This is a genomic window from Shimia sp. (assembly GCF_965227725.1).
GTDB lineage: Bacteria > Pseudomonadota > Alphaproteobacteria > Rhodobacterales > Rhodobacteraceae > Shimia.
This window is the reverse complement of the sequence record NZ_CBDDGH010000006.1, coordinates 535001-551227: the sequence shown is the minus strand read 5'-3', so window position 1 is coordinate 551227 and position 16227 is coordinate 535001. Positions and strand designations below refer to the sequence as shown.

General features: G+C 60.2%; 11 protein-coding genes and 1 rRNA gene (1 of these 12 running past the window's edge). 7 read left to right on the top strand and 5 right to left on the bottom strand.

Annotation, left to right across the window (positions count from 1 at the left end):
* Positions 1-37 precede the first annotated feature (37 nt).
* Entirely contained in the window at positions 38-1639 is a 1602-nt protein-coding gene (locus ACO07T_RS20250) for a BCCT family transporter (RefSeq protein ID WP_422050904.1), read from the top strand.
* Between the two features lie 41 nt (positions 1640-1680).
* Here the strand turns inward: ACO07T_RS20250 and ACO07T_RS20245 are convergent, their stop codons facing one another.
* The 3 genes from ACO07T_RS20245 to ACO07T_RS20235 are packed head-to-tail and all read right to left on the bottom strand — an operon-like array spanning position 1681 to position 5884.
* Positions 1681-2871: an MFS transporter gene (locus tag ACO07T_RS20245; protein WP_422050903.1), complete on the bottom strand. Its 1191-nt coding sequence runs from the start codon at positions 2869-2871 to the stop codon at positions 1681-1683.
* Positions 2868-4115: a sigma-54-dependent transcriptional regulator gene (locus tag ACO07T_RS20240; RefSeq protein ID WP_422050902.1), complete on the bottom strand. Its 1248-nt coding sequence runs from the start codon at positions 4113-4115 to the stop codon at positions 2868-2870. The genes ACO07T_RS20245 and ACO07T_RS20240 overlap by 4 nt, the downstream gene beginning before the upstream one ends.
* On the bottom strand, positions 4112-5884 hold the full coding sequence (locus ACO07T_RS20235; protein WP_422050901.1) for an ATP-binding protein: 1773 nt from the start codon (positions 5882-5884) through the stop codon (positions 4112-4114). The genes ACO07T_RS20240 and ACO07T_RS20235 overlap by 4 nt, the downstream gene beginning before the upstream one ends.
* 186 nt (positions 5885-6070) lie before the next feature.
* Between ACO07T_RS20235 and ACO07T_RS20230 the strand changes: the two genes are divergently transcribed.
* The 3 genes from ACO07T_RS20230 to ACO07T_RS20220 are packed head-to-tail and all read left to right on the top strand — an operon-like array spanning position 6071 to position 9631.
* On the top strand, positions 6071-7249 hold the full coding sequence (locus ACO07T_RS20230) for a M20 aminoacylase family protein (protein WP_422050900.1): 1179 nt from the start codon (positions 6071-6073) through the stop codon (positions 7247-7249).
* 25 nt (positions 7250-7274) lie between these two features.
* On the top strand, positions 7275-8438 hold the full coding sequence (locus ACO07T_RS20225) for a M20 aminoacylase family protein (protein ID WP_422050899.1): 1164 nt from the start codon (positions 7275-7277) through the stop codon (positions 8436-8438).
* A 26-nt stretch (positions 8439-8464) separates the two neighbouring features.
* Positions 8465-9631, top strand: coding sequence for a M20 aminoacylase family protein (locus ACO07T_RS20220; RefSeq protein WP_422050898.1), 1167 nt, complete (start codon positions 8465-8467; stop codon positions 9629-9631).
* A gap of 93 nt (positions 9632-9724) precedes the next feature.
* Here ACO07T_RS20220 and ACO07T_RS20215 read toward each other — a convergent pair whose 3' ends face one another.
* Together ACO07T_RS20215 and ACO07T_RS20210 are read right to left on the bottom strand one after the other, a co-directional pair.
* Entirely contained in the window at positions 9725-10051 is a 327-nt protein-coding gene (locus ACO07T_RS20215) for a response regulator (RefSeq protein WP_422051057.1), read from the bottom strand.
* Entirely contained in the window at positions 10051-12171 is a 2121-nt protein-coding gene (locus ACO07T_RS20210) for an ATP-binding protein (RefSeq protein WP_422050897.1), read from the bottom strand. Before ACO07T_RS20210 ends, ACO07T_RS20215 begins: the two co-directional genes overlap by 1 nt.
* Positions 12172-12645: 474 nt before the next feature.
* On the opposite strand from ACO07T_RS20210, the gene ACO07T_RS20205 reads away from it, so the two are divergent.
* The 3 genes from ACO07T_RS20205 to ACO07T_RS20195 all read left to right on the top strand — a co-directional run.
* Positions 12646-13947, top strand: a complete 1302-nt coding sequence (locus tag ACO07T_RS20205) for a 3-deoxy-D-manno-octulosonic acid transferase (protein WP_422050896.1) — start codon at positions 12646-12648, stop codon at positions 13945-13947.
* Positions 13944-15281, top strand: a complete 1338-nt coding sequence (locus tag ACO07T_RS20200; RefSeq protein ID WP_422050895.1) for a 3-deoxy-D-manno-octulosonic acid transferase — start codon at positions 13944-13946, stop codon at positions 15279-15281. The genes ACO07T_RS20205 and ACO07T_RS20200 overlap by 4 nt, the downstream gene beginning before the upstream one ends.
* A 676-nt stretch (positions 15282-15957) precedes the next feature.
* Positions 15958-16227, top strand: a 16S ribosomal RNA gene (locus tag ACO07T_RS20195) (it continues 1190 nt past the right edge of the window).

Sequence of the window (16227 nt, the reverse complement as noted above, 5' to 3'; positions counted from 1 at the left end):
GCTTGGATCACTGGACTTCGTGCAAAAGGGGTAGACTATGTCTGAGACCAAAAAAATGCTCGATCCGGACCCAAGAGTCTGGGATTTCGAAACGGAATACGAGCTCGGGCAGGACAACATCAGGCCATTCGGACTTGATATACACAATCCTGTATTTCTTATTTCTAGTATATTGATCTGTGCATTTGTGCTGATCTCGCTGGCCAATCAGGAAGCCTCTGCGGCCTTCTTTGGATGGCTCAGGCCGTGGCTGACCAGCACCTTTGATTGGTTTCTTGTTCTTTCTGTGAATGCGATCACGCTGTTTGTGCTGGCGCTTGTTGTGCTGCCGGTGGGCTCTGTGCGGATTGGCGGTAAAGATGCGCGGCCGGATTATTCCTATGCGGGCTGGATCGCGATGATGTTTGCCGCTGGTATCGGGATCGGCCTGCTGTTTTTTGGCGTGCTGGAACCGGTTTACTACAACTTTGCCGAAAGCGGCGGTGCGCGGCCTCTGAATGTGGATATCACCCAGCCGGGCAATGAATATGTCGGCGTTGTGGGCACCATTCACCACTGGGGGCTTGAGGCCTGGGCGGTGTACGCCGCAGTTGGTCTGTCGCTGGCGATTTTCTGTTACAACCTTGATCTGCCGCTGACACTGCGCTCTGCATTTTATCCGATTTTGGGGGATCGCGTCTGGGGCTGGTGGGGCCACACCATTGATATTCTAGCGGTTTTTGCCACGTTGTTTGGCCTGACCACGTCGCTTGGTCTGGGCGCTCAGCAGGTGGCCGCCGGATTGAATGAGGTGTTTGGCATTGAACCTACCAACACGGTTGTGGTGCTGTTGATCATCGGGATCACGGTGATTGCGCTGGGATCGGTTATGCTCGGCATGGATGCCGGGGTGAAGCGCCTGTCAGAGATCAATATGATCATGGCGGTGGCCCTGTTTGTCTTTGTGATTGTGGTCACGGGCGTCGGCACGGCGATTGCGCGGTATTTCTCTGTGATGACGGATTATGTGGCGATGCTTCCGGCGCTCTCAAACCCGTTTGGGCGAGAGGATACGAGCTTCTTCCATGGCTGGACGACGTTCTATTGGGCCTGGTGGATCGCGTGGTCGCCGTTTGTGGGGATGTTCATTGCGCGCATTTCCAAGGGGCGGACGGTGCGTGAGTTTGTGCTCTGTGCCCTGATTGCGCCGACGGCGGTTTGTGCGCTGTGGATGTCCACCTTTGGGGGTGCGGCGATTGACATGCTGAACGCCGGTGGTGCGGAAGGCGTGAAGGCGACCGTGATTGACGCCTATAAGCCAGAGGGTGCGCTGTTTGGCTTCCTCAAGGAGCTGCCGCTTTATTCGGTGGTGGCGCCGATTTCGCTGGTGCTGATCGTGATCTTCTTTGTGACCTCGTCAGACTCCGGCTCGCTGGTGATTGATACGATCACCGCAGGCGGGAAGATGGATGCGCCGGTGGTGCAGCGGGTGTTCTGGTGCACGCTGGAAGGTCTGGTGGCGATTGCGCTTCTGCTGGGCGGCGGGTTGGCCGCGCTGCAGGGGGCGGCGGTGTCCACGGGCATTCCGTTTACGCTGGTGGTGCTGATGATGTGCTACTGCCTGTGGCTGGCACTGAAGGCTGAGCGCGCCAAGATGTAAGATAAGCTGCGGGCGCGTCTTTGGGGACGCGCCCCTAGCGTTTAGGTGCGACGCAGGGCGCTGGCGAGCACGGCGATCATGAGCGCAAGGCCGGCAAGCACTGCAAAAGACACCCGAAGAGATGTGGCATTGGCGATGAACCCGATCAGTGGCGGGCCAAGCAGCATGCCGCCATAACCGAAGGTGGCGGTGGCCGCGAGGGCTTTGCCGGGGGGCACAACGGGGTCGTTGGCGGCGCGGCTGAAGGCCAGCGGGAAGATCAGCGCATAGCCCAGACCCATGAGCACAAAGCCCGTCAGCATGATGGCGGGCACGGGAAAGAGCACGGTGAGCAGCGCGCCGATGGCGGCGACAAAGCCGCTGATGCGGGCGGCGGTGACGGGGGCCACATGGCGGGTGATCTGGTCTCCGGCAAGGCGCATGGCCACCATGGCGACAGAAAACAGCGCATAGCCCATGGCGGCCCAGTTTTCCGGTGCGTTGCCGATGTCGACCAGATAGACCGCGCTCCAATCCGCAATCGCCCCTTCCCCCATGGAGGCGCCAAGGGCCAGAAGGCCCACAAGCACGAGGGGGCCGGTGGGAAGGGAGAACACCGGTGCCGGGTTGCTGCGGTTGGTGGGGGAGGTCCACGGGATCTGACCGATCCAGAGCATAAGGGCTGTCCAAGTGCCTCCGATGGCGATGAAATGCCAGAGCGGCGCAATCTCAAGGCTGATCGCGCCGTAGCCGCTGGCCGCACCCAGCCCGGCACCAAGGCTCCACATGGCGTGATAAGACGACATTTGCGGGCGTTTGGCCCAGCGTTCGACCTCAGCGCCCCAGGCGTTCATGGTGACATCCATCGCGCCGTGCGCGGCTCCGAAGAGAAAGAGCGCCGGGGCGAGAAACCAAATGCTGGGGGAGGCGGCGAGTGCGACGACGCACACCAGATTGGCCGCACCGAGGATGCGGGTCACCGCCGCAGCGCCGTAAGTGTCGGCCAGACGACCGGCGATCGGGAAGGCGCAGATCGCGCCGCCGGCGAGCAAGAGCAGAAGGCCGCCCAGCTCGGCGTGGGACAAATCATGGGCTGTCTTAAAGGCCGGGATGCGCGAGGCCCAGATGCCAAAGAGCCCGCCGTTGAGGGCAAACATCGCGGCGATGGCGCGCCAGGCGCTTTGCCGTGTCAGATCTGCAGGGGCAGGGTTGTGCGACGGCGCGGCGTCTGGTGCGATATGTTCAGAAGTCATCGGAACGTGTCTGGCTTGAGGCCGTATTTGGCAAGTTTGTCATACATGGTTTTGCGCGGCAGCTTGAGGGTCTCGGCCGCTGCGGCGGCGCGGCCTTGGTGTTTACGCAGGGCTTCGGCCAGCAGGGAGCGCTCCACCTGTGCCATCTGCTCGGCAAGACCAAGCGAGGCGCTTTGAGTTTCTTCGCCGGGCAGGCCCAGCACAAAGCGCATGGCAACACTCATCAGCGCGCGGGCATTGCCGGGCCAGTCCTGCGCCATGAGGCCGGAGATCACCTCAGGCGTGACCTCGGGGGCGGTGACGCCCGCTTGTTCGGCGGCCTGAGCGACGTATTGTCGGAACATCACCGGAATGTCCTCGGGGCGTTCAGACAGTGCGGGTATGCGGACCTGCAGCGCGTCCAATCGGTAAAAGAGATCGGCATGCAGGCGCGCCTCTTGCACGGCTTCTGACAGATCCGCAGCACTGCCAAAAATCAGGCGGGGATGATCCTCGGTTTCCAAAAGCGACAGCAGCGCAAACTGGGTCTGCATCGGCATGGCCTGAATTTCATCCAGAAACAGGCTGCCGCCTGCGGCGTCCTCGACCGCCTGTTCAAAGCGCGTGACATCCATGTCGATGGTGGTGTGTTTGCCAAAGGGGCCTTTGCTGAAGGGGGAGCAAAGATGCACCACTTCGGCCACTTTGGAGATGCCCGCGCCGGGCGGGCCGCTGACCAGAACTTCGGCTGGGATGCGCGCAACGGAACGCACCCGACGGCGCAGGGTCTCAGATTGCTCGGAGACACCAAATATCCAGCGCGCGGCAGCGTCGCCGGTTTCAAGCTGGGCCTTCAGACGGCGATTTTCGAGCGCCATGGCCCTGGCTTTTTGTGCGCGGTTGATCACGGCCACAAGCTCTGTTGGTGCGCAGGGTTTTTCCAGAAATCCAAATGCCCCCTGCGTCATGGCTTTGACGGCCATAGGGATGTCGCCCTCGCCTGTGAGCAGGATCACCGGCAGTTCGGCGTCCGCTTCCTTGGCGAAATTCAGAAGATGAAAGCCATCCCGCCCGGGCATGCGCATGTCCGAAAGGATTACGCCGGTAAAGTGCGCGGTGATGTGATCTTTGGCTTCGACAAACGAACCTGCGGCAATCACGGGAAAGTCTTCAAGTTCAAGCGTTTGCGTGAGGGCCTCGCGCACCACCGGATCGTCGTCCACGACGAGGACGGGCGTGGCAGCCTCGGGCAGGGGGGAGGTCATGCGGCGCTCTCCTGTGGCCAGCGTTCCAATTCAACGGTGAAGAGCGCGCCGCCTTCCGGGTGATTGCTGCCCCGGATGTTGCCGCCAAAGCTCTGGACCAATCCGTAGCTGATAGAGAGGCCGAGGCCCATACCCTCAGAAGAGCCAACTTCTTTGGTGGTGTAAAACGGGTCAAAAATCTTGTCGGGCGCGTCAATCCCCGGCCCCGTGTCGCGGATCAGCACACAAAGGCGCGGGGCGGATTGAATGGTGATGTCGATCTGTCGGGTCGCGCGGTTGGCCATGGCGTCAGCCGCATTGGTGATGAGGTTCACAAAGACCTGCCCCAGGCGCACCTCGCCGCCACGCACATATACCGGGGTATTGAGCGCGTCCGGCGACCAGTTGAGGGTGATGTCGTCTTGCAGAAGGCGCGGCTCTGTCAGCTCAACGGCCTGCGTGATGACGGCGGCCAGATCAATGCGGCCTGTCGGCTCGTTTTCATTGCGGGCAAAGGCGCGCAGGTTCTTGATGATGCGGGCCATGCGTGTGGCCATCTGTGAGATGCGCGTGAGGTTCTCGCCCGCTTTGCCGCTGTTGTCCCGTTCCAGAAAGCGGGTGCCGTTTTCGGCAAAGGTCTGGATCGCCATAAGCGGCTGGTTGAGTTCGTGGCTGATGCCCGCACTCATCTGGCCAAGGGCAGAGAGCTTTCCAGCCTGCACGAGGTCGGCCTGCGCCTTTTTGAGCGCGGCTTCGGCTTCTTCGCGCTCGGTGATTTCGCGGCGCAAAGCCTCGTTGGTGGCGCTGAGCGCCTGCGTGCGCAGGGTGACGCGGTTTTCCAGCTCGGCATTGGCCTCTGTCAGAACGCGACGGCGTTCCAGAACCTGCAGGAGGATCAGGCCAAAGATCATAAAGATTGCGGCGATGGTGCCTGCCTGCAGCCCGGCAATGCGGCGGGCAAGGCTGACGTCGACGATGGCTTCGGCCACCATATCAATCACCGGCAGGTCCTGCACGATGTGCAGCCCGCGCGCGGGGATATAAGGCCCCCAGTCCAGTTGCCAGATTTCAAATCCGGCGCGGGTGTAGGATCTGAAGGTCGGGGCGATTCCCTGCGGGGGGATCAGACTTTGCCCATCGGGGGAGCGTTTCCAGAACACCAGTTCGGATCGGTTGGAAATGAAGACCTCATTCAGATCGTCGATAAAGAACACGGTGGGGCCATCGCCGCGCCAGTTGCCTTCGACATCTTCCACATCCACCACCACTGTGAGCACGGCGCTGACCGCGCCATCTGAGGAAAAGCTTGGAACAGAGTAGTAAAAGGCGCGGCGGTCAAAACGCAGGTCGACTTCGTGGTGGGCCCCCAGTGCGCCCTGAAGTGCGCGCCTGAAATAGGGTGTTTCAGACAATGCGTTGGGGGGCGGGGCGGTTTCCTGTGCGGTGGCAAGGATGGTGCCGTCCGCACGGGCATAGATGAGATCCAGCGCGGCGGTTTTGTCTGCCGCCTCCAGCAGGAGGGCGTGGCCGCGTTGGGCTGTGGTGATGGCCGGGTTGTTGGCCAGGGCCAGCAGGGTCGGGTGCTCTGCCATTAGAACCGCAAGCTCTTGATATCGCTTGAGTTGTGCGGTCAAGCGATCAGCGCCCAAAGCCAGATCGGCCTCGCCCCGGCGGGCCAGCTGTTCCAGCGCCTGACCATAGCCATAGCGCCAGACCCCACCGGCCACAGCGAGCACGGTGAGCAGGAAGATCATCAGAATCGCCGCGCGGTGGCGGATCCAAGTACGCATGGGCGTGACCCTAGCGATTTTGCCGAGGGGCTGCGAGTCGTCGTGAATTTGGGCATGTGTCGCGGTGTGCGGGCGGGCCGTGCGCGGCGCATGGGAGAATTTTGACGTGCCCCCTTGCTCTGGAATGAACAATCGTTCAGTCTCTGCGGATCAGCACATGGGGATGACGTAAGGAGCGCGCAGGGGATGCCGATCAAGAACCGCTTTGCAGAGATGCAGGAAGAGATCACCGGCTGGCGCCGGCATTTGCATGCCCATCCGGAGCTGATGTTTGACGTGCAGGAAACGGCGGCCTTTGTGGAGGCGCGGCTGAAGGAATTTGGCGTCGATGAGATCACGCCGGGGATTGGCCGCACCGGTGTGGTGGCGGTGATCAAGGGGCGCACGGACACCAAGGGGCGCGTTGTCGGGCTGCGTGCGGATATGGATGCGTTGCCGATCGAGGAGATCACCGGGCTGGACTATGCCTCCACAGTGCCGGGCAAGATGCATGCCTGCGGCCATGACGGGCATACGGCGATGCTTTTGGGGGCGGCGAAATACCTTGCGGAGACGCGCAATTTTGACGGCACGGCGGTGATGATTTTCCAGCCAGCCGAAGAAGGCGGCGGAGGCGGCAAAGAGATGTGTGATGACGGGATGATGGACCGTTGGAACATTCAGGAGGTCTATGGCATGCACAATGCGCCGGGACTGGCGGTGGGCCAGTTTGCCATCCGGCCCGGTGCGCTGATGGCCTCAGCAGATGAGTTTGAGATTGAGGTGACCGGTAAGGGCGGTCATGCGGCGGAACCTCAGGCGGCGGTGGACACCACATTGGTGGCGGCGCAGATTCTCGTGTCGCTTCAGTCGATTGTGGCGCGCAATGTGAAACCGATCGAGCGGGTGGTGCTGACAGTCGGCACGCTTGAGACCGACAGCAACGCCTCCAATGTGATTGCGCATAAGGTGCGCATGAAGGGCACGGTGCGCACGCTGGACAACGACAACCGCGCTTTGGTGGAGCAGCGTATCCGGGAGGTGGCGACCCATACGGCGCTGGCCTTTGGTGCCACTGCAGAAGTGACCTGGGAGAATGGCTATCCGGTCACCGTGAACCACGAGGCGGAGACCGCCTTTGCGATTGAAGCTGCGCAGGCGGTGGCGGGGGAGGCCAATGTGGACCCGGATGTGGATCCGATCATGCCTGCGGAGGATTTCTCCTTCATGCTGGAGGAGCGCCCGGGGGCTTATATTCACCTTGGCAATGGCGACAGCGCTCAATGTCACCATCCGGCCTATAACTTTGAGGATGAGGCGATCCCCTTTGGCAGCAGCTGGTATGCCGAGATGATTGAACGCCGGATGCCCGTAAAAGACGTATAAAGACCCGATCAGGAATTACACACAGATGCCTATTAAGAACCGTTTTGCCGAGCTGCATGCTGAGATCACCGAATGGCGGCGTGACATTCATGCCCATCCGGAGGTGCTTTATGAAACCCACCGCACGGCAGCGCTTGTGGCGGACAAGCTGCGGGAGTTTGGCTGTGACGAGGTGGTCAGCGGTGTGGGGCGCACCGGCGTGGTGGGCATCATCAAGGGCAAGACCAATGCGTCCGGCAAAGTGATTGGCCTGCGCGCCGATATGGATGCGCTGCCGATGCAGGAGCAGACCGGGCTGGAGTATGCCTCAACCCATGAAGGGGCGATGCATGCCTGCGGACATGACGGCCACACCGCCATGCTGCTGGGCGCTGCCAAGTATCTGAGCGAGACCCGCAACTTTGATGGCGCTGTTGCACTGATCTTTCAGCCCGCCGAAGAAGGCGGCAATGGCGCCTTGGCCATGGTGGAAGACGGTATGATGGACCGTTGGAACATTCAGGAAGTCTACGGCATGCACAACCAGCCGGGCATGGCTGTGGGTGAGTTTGGCGTGCGCAAAGGGCCGCTGCTGGCGGCGGTGGATTTCTTCACCATCCATATCGAGGGCAGAGGCGGCCATGCGGCGCACCCTCAGGACACGGTGGATCCGACATTGATAGGCACGCAGATGCACATGGCGCTGCAATCCATCGTCAGCCGCAATGTCGACCCCGTGGAGCGCGCTGTGGTCTCGGTGACGTCGTTTCAGACCGGATCTGATGTCTACAATGTGATCCCGCACACCGCCACGCTGAAAGGCACGGTGCGCACGTTTGTGCCGCAGACGCAGGACATGGTGCAGGCGCGCATTGAAGAGATCGTGGCGCAGGTGGCTGAGAGCTTTGGCGGCAAAGCCACGCTGGATTATCAACGCATTACGCCTGCGACGATCAATTCAGAAGAGCAGGCGGCCTTCGCCGAAGATGTGGTTACCGCGATCTCCGGCAGCTGCAATCTCGCGGATATCAGCATGGGCGGCGAGGACTTCTCCTATATGTTGCAGGCCCGGCCCGGTGCCTTCATCATGATCGGCAATGGGGACAGCGCGTCTCTGCACCATCCGGAATATAATTTTGACGACGATGCGATCCCTTACGGGAGCAGCTTTCTGTCGGAAGTGATCGAGCGCCGCATGCCAGCGGCCTAAGGCAAGAGTTACAGCGAGGAAACGAGATGCCAACCAAGAACCGTTTTGCAGAGTTGCATGATGAAATCACCGCATGGCGACGTGATCTGCACGAAAACCCTGAAATCCTGTTTGAAACCCACCGCACCAGCGCGCTTGTGGCCGAGAAGCTTGAAGCTTTTGGCTGCGATGAGGTCGTGACAGGGATTGGCCGCACCGGTGTTGTCGGTGTGATCAAAGGCAAGGAAACCGGCTCCGGCAAGGTGATTGGCCTGCGCGCAGATATGGATGCGCTGCCGATCCATGAGCAGACCGGGCTGGAGTATGCCTCCAAGACGCCGGGTGCGATGCACGCTTGCGGCCACGACGGCCACACCGCGATGCTGCTTGGCGCGGCTAAATACCTGAGCGAGACCCGCAACTTTGACGGCACGGTGGTTGTGATCTTTCAGCCAGCCGAAGAAGGCGGCGGCGGCGGCAAAGAAATGTGTGATGACGGTATGATGGACCGCTGGGGCATCCAGGAGGTTTACGGCATGCACAATTGGCCGGGCATGCCGCTTGGCAGCTTTGCGATCCGTCCCGGATCCTTCTTTGCGGCGACTGACCAGTTTGACATCACCTTTGAAGGCAAGGGTGGTCACGCGGCCAAGCCGCAGGAGACGGTGGACACAACCGTGATGGCGGCGCAGGCGGTGGTGGCGCTGCAGACCATCGCAAGCCGCAACGCCAACCCGGTGGAACAGGTTGTGGTGTCTGTCACCAGCTTTGAAACCAGCTCCAAGGCCTTCAACGTGATCCCACAGAAAGTGCAGATCAAAGGCACCGTGCGCACTATGAGCGCGGATATGCGTGATCTTGCGGAACAGCGGATCAAGGCGATTTGTGCAGGTATGGCCGGAACCTTTGGCGGCGCGGCGGATGTGACCTATCACCGTGGCTATCCGGTGATGGTGAACTCCGAAGTGCAGACCGAATTTGCCGCAGAAGTGGCGAAATCCATTTCCGGCCAATGTGAGGAAGCCCCGCTGGTGATGGGCGGCGAAGACTTTGCCTATATGCTGGAAGAGCGCCCCGGTGCCTACATTCTTGTGGGCAACGGCGAAGGGGGCGCGGCGGTGCACCATCCGGAATACAACTTCAATGATGAAGCCATCCCGGCAGGCTGTAGCTGGTGGGCAGAGATCGTTGAGAAGCGGATGCCAGCCGCTTAAGCAAACAGAAGGCCGCGCTGAAGGGCGCGGCCTTTTTGATGTGGCGCTTATCCCAGGCGGGCGCCTGCAAAGCCTTCAAGGGAACTGCAGGTTCTAAGACGCCAGCCGTTGCTCCAAATGCGCCGAAAGCGTGTGCAACAGATGGGTCTTGTTGATCGGTTTTGACAGGAACATATCCATCCCCGCCTCAAGACAGGCCTGTTTGTCGCTGGCAAACGCATTGGCCGTAAGCGCAATAATGGGCGGTTGTTTGATCGGCAGCTCCCGGATGATACGGGTGGCTTGAAGGCCGTCCAGCTCAGGCATCGACATGTCCATCAGCACCAGATCAGGGCTGTCGAGTTTGCAATATTCCACCGCTTCGACGCCGTTTTCGACCTCGATCAGTTCCAGCGGATAATCTGCGAGATATTTGCGGATCAGCAGGCGGTTGGTTTTGTTGTCCTCTGCCAGAAGAATACGGGTGCCGTAGAGATGTTCGGGCGCAAACTTGAGATGCTCAACCTCGTCTCTGTTTCGCCGATGGGGGCCTTGCCCATGATGGTGGCGGAGAAGCAGGCGCCCTGATTGTATTTTTCACACAGGCTGATATCGCCGCCCATCCGACGCGCGAGCATGGTCGAGATGGTGAGGCCAAGGCCGGTGCCGCCAAAGGATCGGGTGATCGCGGCGTCGGCTTGAGAAAAGCGGTCAAAGACATGGCGTGCCTGCTCTGGCGAGATGCCGATGCCGGTGTCGATGACGTCAATGGAGATGCCAAATTCGGTGCCGGGTCTGCGGCTGACGACAACCCGCACACCACCTTCGCTGGTGAATTTCACGGCGTTGCCGATCAGGTTCATCAGGATCTGGCGCAGGCGGCCGTCATCGGCGCGCAGCTTTTGGGGGACACCCTCTTTGTATTCAACCGTCAGGAAGAGGCCCTTTTGCTCGGCTTTGTGGCGCAGCAGATCGGCCACGCTGTCGATACAGCGGTGGAGATCAAAATCAACCTCACAGACGTCGAGTTTGCCGGATTCAAGGCGGGAGAGATCCAGAATGTCATTAATGATCTTAAGCAGCGCGTGGCCGGACTCGCGGATCGTGGTCACATTCTGCTTGTCTTCGCTGGACAGCGGAGATTCAGAGAGCAGTTCGGACATGCCGATGATCGCGTTCATCGGTGTGCGGATTTCGTGGCTCATATTGGCGAGGAATTCGGATTTTGCGCGATCCGCGGTTTCTGCGGCGCGTTTGGCGTCGGCCAGTTCGGCTTCATAGCGCTTGGTCTCTGTGATCTCCCGCTCAATGCCGATGCTCATGACCACCTTGCCGTCTTCATCCAGCACGGGGAAAATATTGGTGTCCACCCAGATGAGTTTGCCGGATTTGGTGCGGTTGAGGATTTCGGTATGAAAGCGCTCGCCGCGCTTCTGGTGCCGTTTGATCGTCTCGACTGTGTAGGGGTCGGTTTCCTTGGCGTTGAGCAACTCGCCCGCGTGGCGGCCTACGGCGTCGTCAAAGGCGTAACCGGTCATCCGCGTGAAGCCGTCGTTCACCCAGATAATTTTGCCGGTTGGATCCGACAGCAGCACGCTGTCGGAGGCGTGTTTGGCGACCAGAGAGAGCCGTTCAAGCTCCTCGTCGCGTTTTTGCAGTTTCACGATCATCGCGCGGCGCTGTTCAGACAGGCGTGCGGCGGCGAGGGTGGAGGAGAGCACCAGTACAAAGGCCACAAGGAAGAAGATACGTTCGCCCCAGATATTGGGAGCGTGCAGTAGCCAGCCGTCTTTGGGGCGGGCGGCGATCTGCCATGTGCCGCTCGGCAGTTGAATGTCCATCAGGATGGGGTCGTCGTTCAGCACCTCGGAATTGCCGAAGAAAAGCTCCCCCTCAGCGCCTTTGCCGTTCTTGCCGATCAGGGCGATATCCAGTGTCAGATCGGGATCGCGCAGGCCGGCGCTCTCATAAAGATGTTCGGCATCGATCACGGCGGCGATCAGACCCCAGAAGCGCCGCTCGCCGTCACGCTCATCCCAGACCGGCAGACGGGCGATCAGCCCCACGCCGCCCTGTACCAGATTGAGGGGGCCGGCGATCGCCATTTCGCCTGTGTCACGCACCTGATAGGCCACCTGACGCCGGGCCTCATTCTCATGGTAGTTCAAGCCGAGGGCGGGGCGGTTGCTTTCCAGGGGATAGACCCGGGTGATCACAAGGTCGGGCGCGGCGGCGATGTTGATGAATTCCACGGTGCCGCCTGTGATGCGGCTCATCAGGGCGCTGTAGCGCTCCTGAGACATGTCCAGGTCATCTGAGAAGGCGGCAACAATGCCGCGCACAAGCTGAATGCGGGCGCCCACTTCGCCTTCGATCTGTGCCCGCAACCGGCTGGTCTCGCTGAACGCCAGAGAGCGCTGTTCCTGCCGCGCAATCGTGTCGTTTTGCTGTTCCGTGTAGATGGCGAAGGAGGAGACGACCAGCACAGCAATAAAAGACGGAATATAGGCGCGTCGAAAAACGAGCGTTAAAATCCTACGCAAATGGGCGGTCAGTTGCATTCGTATTCCGGTCCTTTTGTCCGGCCGCAGGGGGCGCATTGACTCTGCATGAGGCATGTTAAGGGGGATTTAAGATCCATACGCCGCTGAGCGGGGCGGATGTCATCAGGGTTGTGTGACGTTGGATGGCGGAAACTGTGCTCAATCTGGCCTGTCGAGAAAAATTATTGTTTTACAGTATTTTAAGTTTAACGAGACACGCAGCCCTAGCAATATTTATGGGTCCAAGCTTCCGTTGAGGCAAGATAAAGATCTACTTTGCATAGATTTTTCTGAAGAAAACTACGCAGGCACCGGCTGGATCAGGGGAGAGGCCGCCTGCGCGGTGTCTTCCGGTGTGTCGCCGAGACGTGGTGGTACGCGATAGGCGCGCACTCAGTGGGCATGTCTGCAGGACGTGGCAAAAGGGGCCGAGCTGTGTATAGAGAAGCTTGCCGCTGCACTTGGGCGGGCCGCACAAAAAGGGACCTCTTCTTGACGCAAAACCCGCTTGTTCTCGGATGGCAATTGCGCAGCTACCTTGCGCTGCGCCCACTGCTGCAGCCCTTGATGCGTCGCGTGGTCGCCAAGCGCGTGGCAAAGGGCAAAGATGATCCCGCACGCAGTCCGGAAAAACTGGGACAAAGCTCTGTGCCGCGCCCCGAAGGCATAGTGATCTGGCTGCATGCGGTTGGGTTGGGCGAAGTGCTGGCCTTGCGCCCCTTGCTTAAGGAGATGGCGCGGCAGGCACCCAATGTCTCTTTTCTGGTGACGTCAACCGCGCGCAGCTCGGGGCAGGTGATGGGGGCGAACCTTCCGGCCAATGCCATCCACCAGTTTCTGCCGCTGGACGGCCCCCGGTTTGTGGCGGCCTTCCTCGATCACTGGCAACCGGATCTGTCGATCTGGTCGGAGCAAGATCTTTGGCCCGGCGCCATTTGCGACACCGCGCGCCGTGGCATTCCGCTGGCCTATATCAATGCGCGGATCACGGAAGCGGGCCATAAAAGCCGCGCCCGGTTTCGCTCTGCCTTTGGGGATCTGATGCGGCTGTTTGATCTGGTCGCCGGACAGGACGCAGACAGCGTGGCGCGCCTACGCGATCTGGGAGCGCAAGCGCCCCGCCAAATGGGATCGCTCAAACCCGCGGCTGATCCGCTTTTGGTGGATGCGGCGGCCTTGAGCGCTGTGAAAGCCCAGACCGAAGGCCGGACAGTCTGGGTTGCGGCTTCAACACATAAAGAGGATGAGGCGCTGGTGATTGCGGCGCATCAAGACCTTTTGCGCGCTGAGCCCTCCGCACTCCTAATACTGGCCCCGCGTGTGCCTGACCGCCGCGCAGAGATAGGCGATGCACTGGCCAACGCCGGATTGTCTTATGAGCTGCGCAGCACAGGTGCGGCGCCTTCGGCGGAGCATCAGGTCTATATGGCAGACACCTTCGGGGAATTAGGTTTGTGGTACCGTCTGGCAGACATCGCCTTTGTCGGCGGCTCTGCAGGCGATGTGGGCGGGCATAACCCGTGGGAGGCGATCGGGCAGGGATGCGCGGTCTTGCACGGGGCCAATACCAGCAATTTCAGACAAGACTATGCTGATCTGGCGCAGGTGGGCCTTGCTACAGAATGCGCGGGGGCTGATGCGGCCGCACATATTGCCGATGTCCTCGCCAATGTGGACAAGGCCGGAGATGCAGCGCAGGTGCGGCAGAAAGCGGAGGCTTTGGTCGTGCGCGCACGCGAAGGTCTCACGCCTCTTGCCCGCGATTTGCTTGCGCTGCTAAGGGCTGCGCCATGATCCTGACGCTCTTCAATCTGTTTTACCGGCTGCTTTGGGTACCTTTGCTGCCATTTCTGATGATCTACCTCTATATGCGGGGACGCAAAGATCCGCGGTATCTGCGCCATGTCAAAGAGCGCTTCGGCTTTTACGGGCGCGCGCTGCCGCAGGAGGCGATCTGGTTTCATGCGGTGAGCCTTGGTGAAGTGCGCTCTGCCCTTGGTATGATCCGGCTCGCACTGGCGCGTGGTGATAAGGTGATCCTCACCAACTTCACCCCTGCGGGACGCGAAGAGAGTGAACGCCAGTTTGCCAAGGAGATTGCCGAGGGTCGCCTCGCGGTGCTTTGGGTGCCTTTGGACATGCACTGGTGCCTGCATCGGTTTTACCGCGCCTGCCGCCCGCGCTTTGGTCTCACGCTGGAGGTGGAGATCTGGCCAGCGATGATCGCAAGTGCGCGCCGCGCCGGGGTGCCGCTTTATCTGTGTAACTCTCAATATACGTCAGGGGCCTTTGCCAAAGACGGCAAGGGCCTGCGTTTGCGACAACGCGTGATTGCCAGCGTGGCCGGTGCCTTTGTGAAATCAGAGATCCAGCGCGCGCGCTTTGCCTCTGTCGGGGTGCAGAACATCACGGTCACGGGTGAGCTGCGGTTTGATCAGCCGATCCCGCAGGCCTTGCTTGATGCGGCGGCGCAGGTCCGCCCGCAGCTCACCGCGGATGGCCGCCAGGTGATCACCATTGCCTCAGGCGTCGCGGGGGAAGAAGAGATCTTCCGCGACATGATCCTGTCGTTGCGCGCCGCTGCCGCCAAGGACAGCGCCCCGGCGCCGCTCTTTGTCTATGTGCCACGTGCGCCCGAACGCTTTGAGGCGGTTGGCCGGATGCTGCAAGACGCAGGGCTTTCTGTCCGCGCGCGCAGTCAGGTGGCTGAGGCAGGCACAGCGGGGCTGGCTGTATTTGGAGAGGCCTTGGCGGATATGCCCGATGTCCTGCTGGGCGACAGCTTTGGCGAAATGTACTTCTATCTCGGCCTGGCCGATCAGGTCATCGTGGGCGGCGGCTTCACCCCGGCAGGCGCGCATAACATCATTGAGCCGCTGGCAGTTGGCAAACCTCCGATCACAGGCCCGGAAACCTGGCCCATCGAATTCCCCTTTGCGGAGGCCGAAGCGGCCGGTGTGGCCAAAAGCTTTGACACACCGGAAGCGATGGCGGCTGCGCTCTGGCCCCCAAGAGAGGCCCCGCTCAAAGAGGCCGCGATATTCATGGCCGAACACCGTGGTGCCAGTGAGCGTACATTGCAGGCAATGGATCAGGTGTTGATCTCACAGAGCGAAAAGTCTGACTGAACATATAAAGGGGGTGCATGATGCGCCCCTTTTCACGTCTCGGGCAGGGCGAGTCGGCGGGTGTGATGGTTTGCCAAGGCAAAACGGGCGGTTTCAGCTTCGGGAAAGCCCCGTTCTCAGCGTCAAAGGCTGCTGCTCCAATTTTTCCACTTCCCCAAACCCTTTAAAAACAGGGCTTTTGCGAAAAAAACATGCAGCGGGGCAGTTTTTTTCATTTTCCTGTCAAAAAGCGCTTGCGACTCATTCGTACCAGCACTAGAACCCCCTTCACCGGCGGCGCTGAGGCGCACAACGGCGGGACGGACTGGCAGGGAGCGGCGCTCTGGGTTGGGAAGTTCTGGAAATATCGAGCAGTATCAGCGGGTTGCGCTAGGAGGTTTTTCGGCGCGGTCTGGTGGTTTTGTCTCTGGGGTTCTTGTTTGGGCTCCGACGTTATTTGACATTGTGATGACACTGAAGAGATATGAGGGCGGTTTGGTTCTTTCGATGAACAAACACCTGCATATCGGCTCTTAGGCTTCGGCTGATAATAGAGTTTACAACAGCTTCACTGTTTGGTGGCTTTCGGTACCTTTGGTACCTGAGCACATTGAACAGTTTGAGTTCATCCGGGATTAGCCTCCTGGATGAGATGTGCAGAGGTTCGAACGTCAAGGATACGCTGGTAACAGCGTTTCAACTTGAGAGTTTGATCCTGGCTCAGAACGAACGCTGGCGGCAGGCCTAACACATGCAAGTCGAGCGCGCCCTTCGGGGTGAGCGGCGGACGGGTTAGTAACGCGTGGGAACGTACCCTTCTCTAAGGAATAGCCTCTGGAAACGGAGAGTAATACCTTATACGCCCTTCGGGGGAAAGATTTATCGGAGAGGGATCGGCCCGCGTTAGATTAGATAGTTGGTGGGGTAACGGCCTACCAAGTCTACGATCTATAGCTGGTTTTAGAGG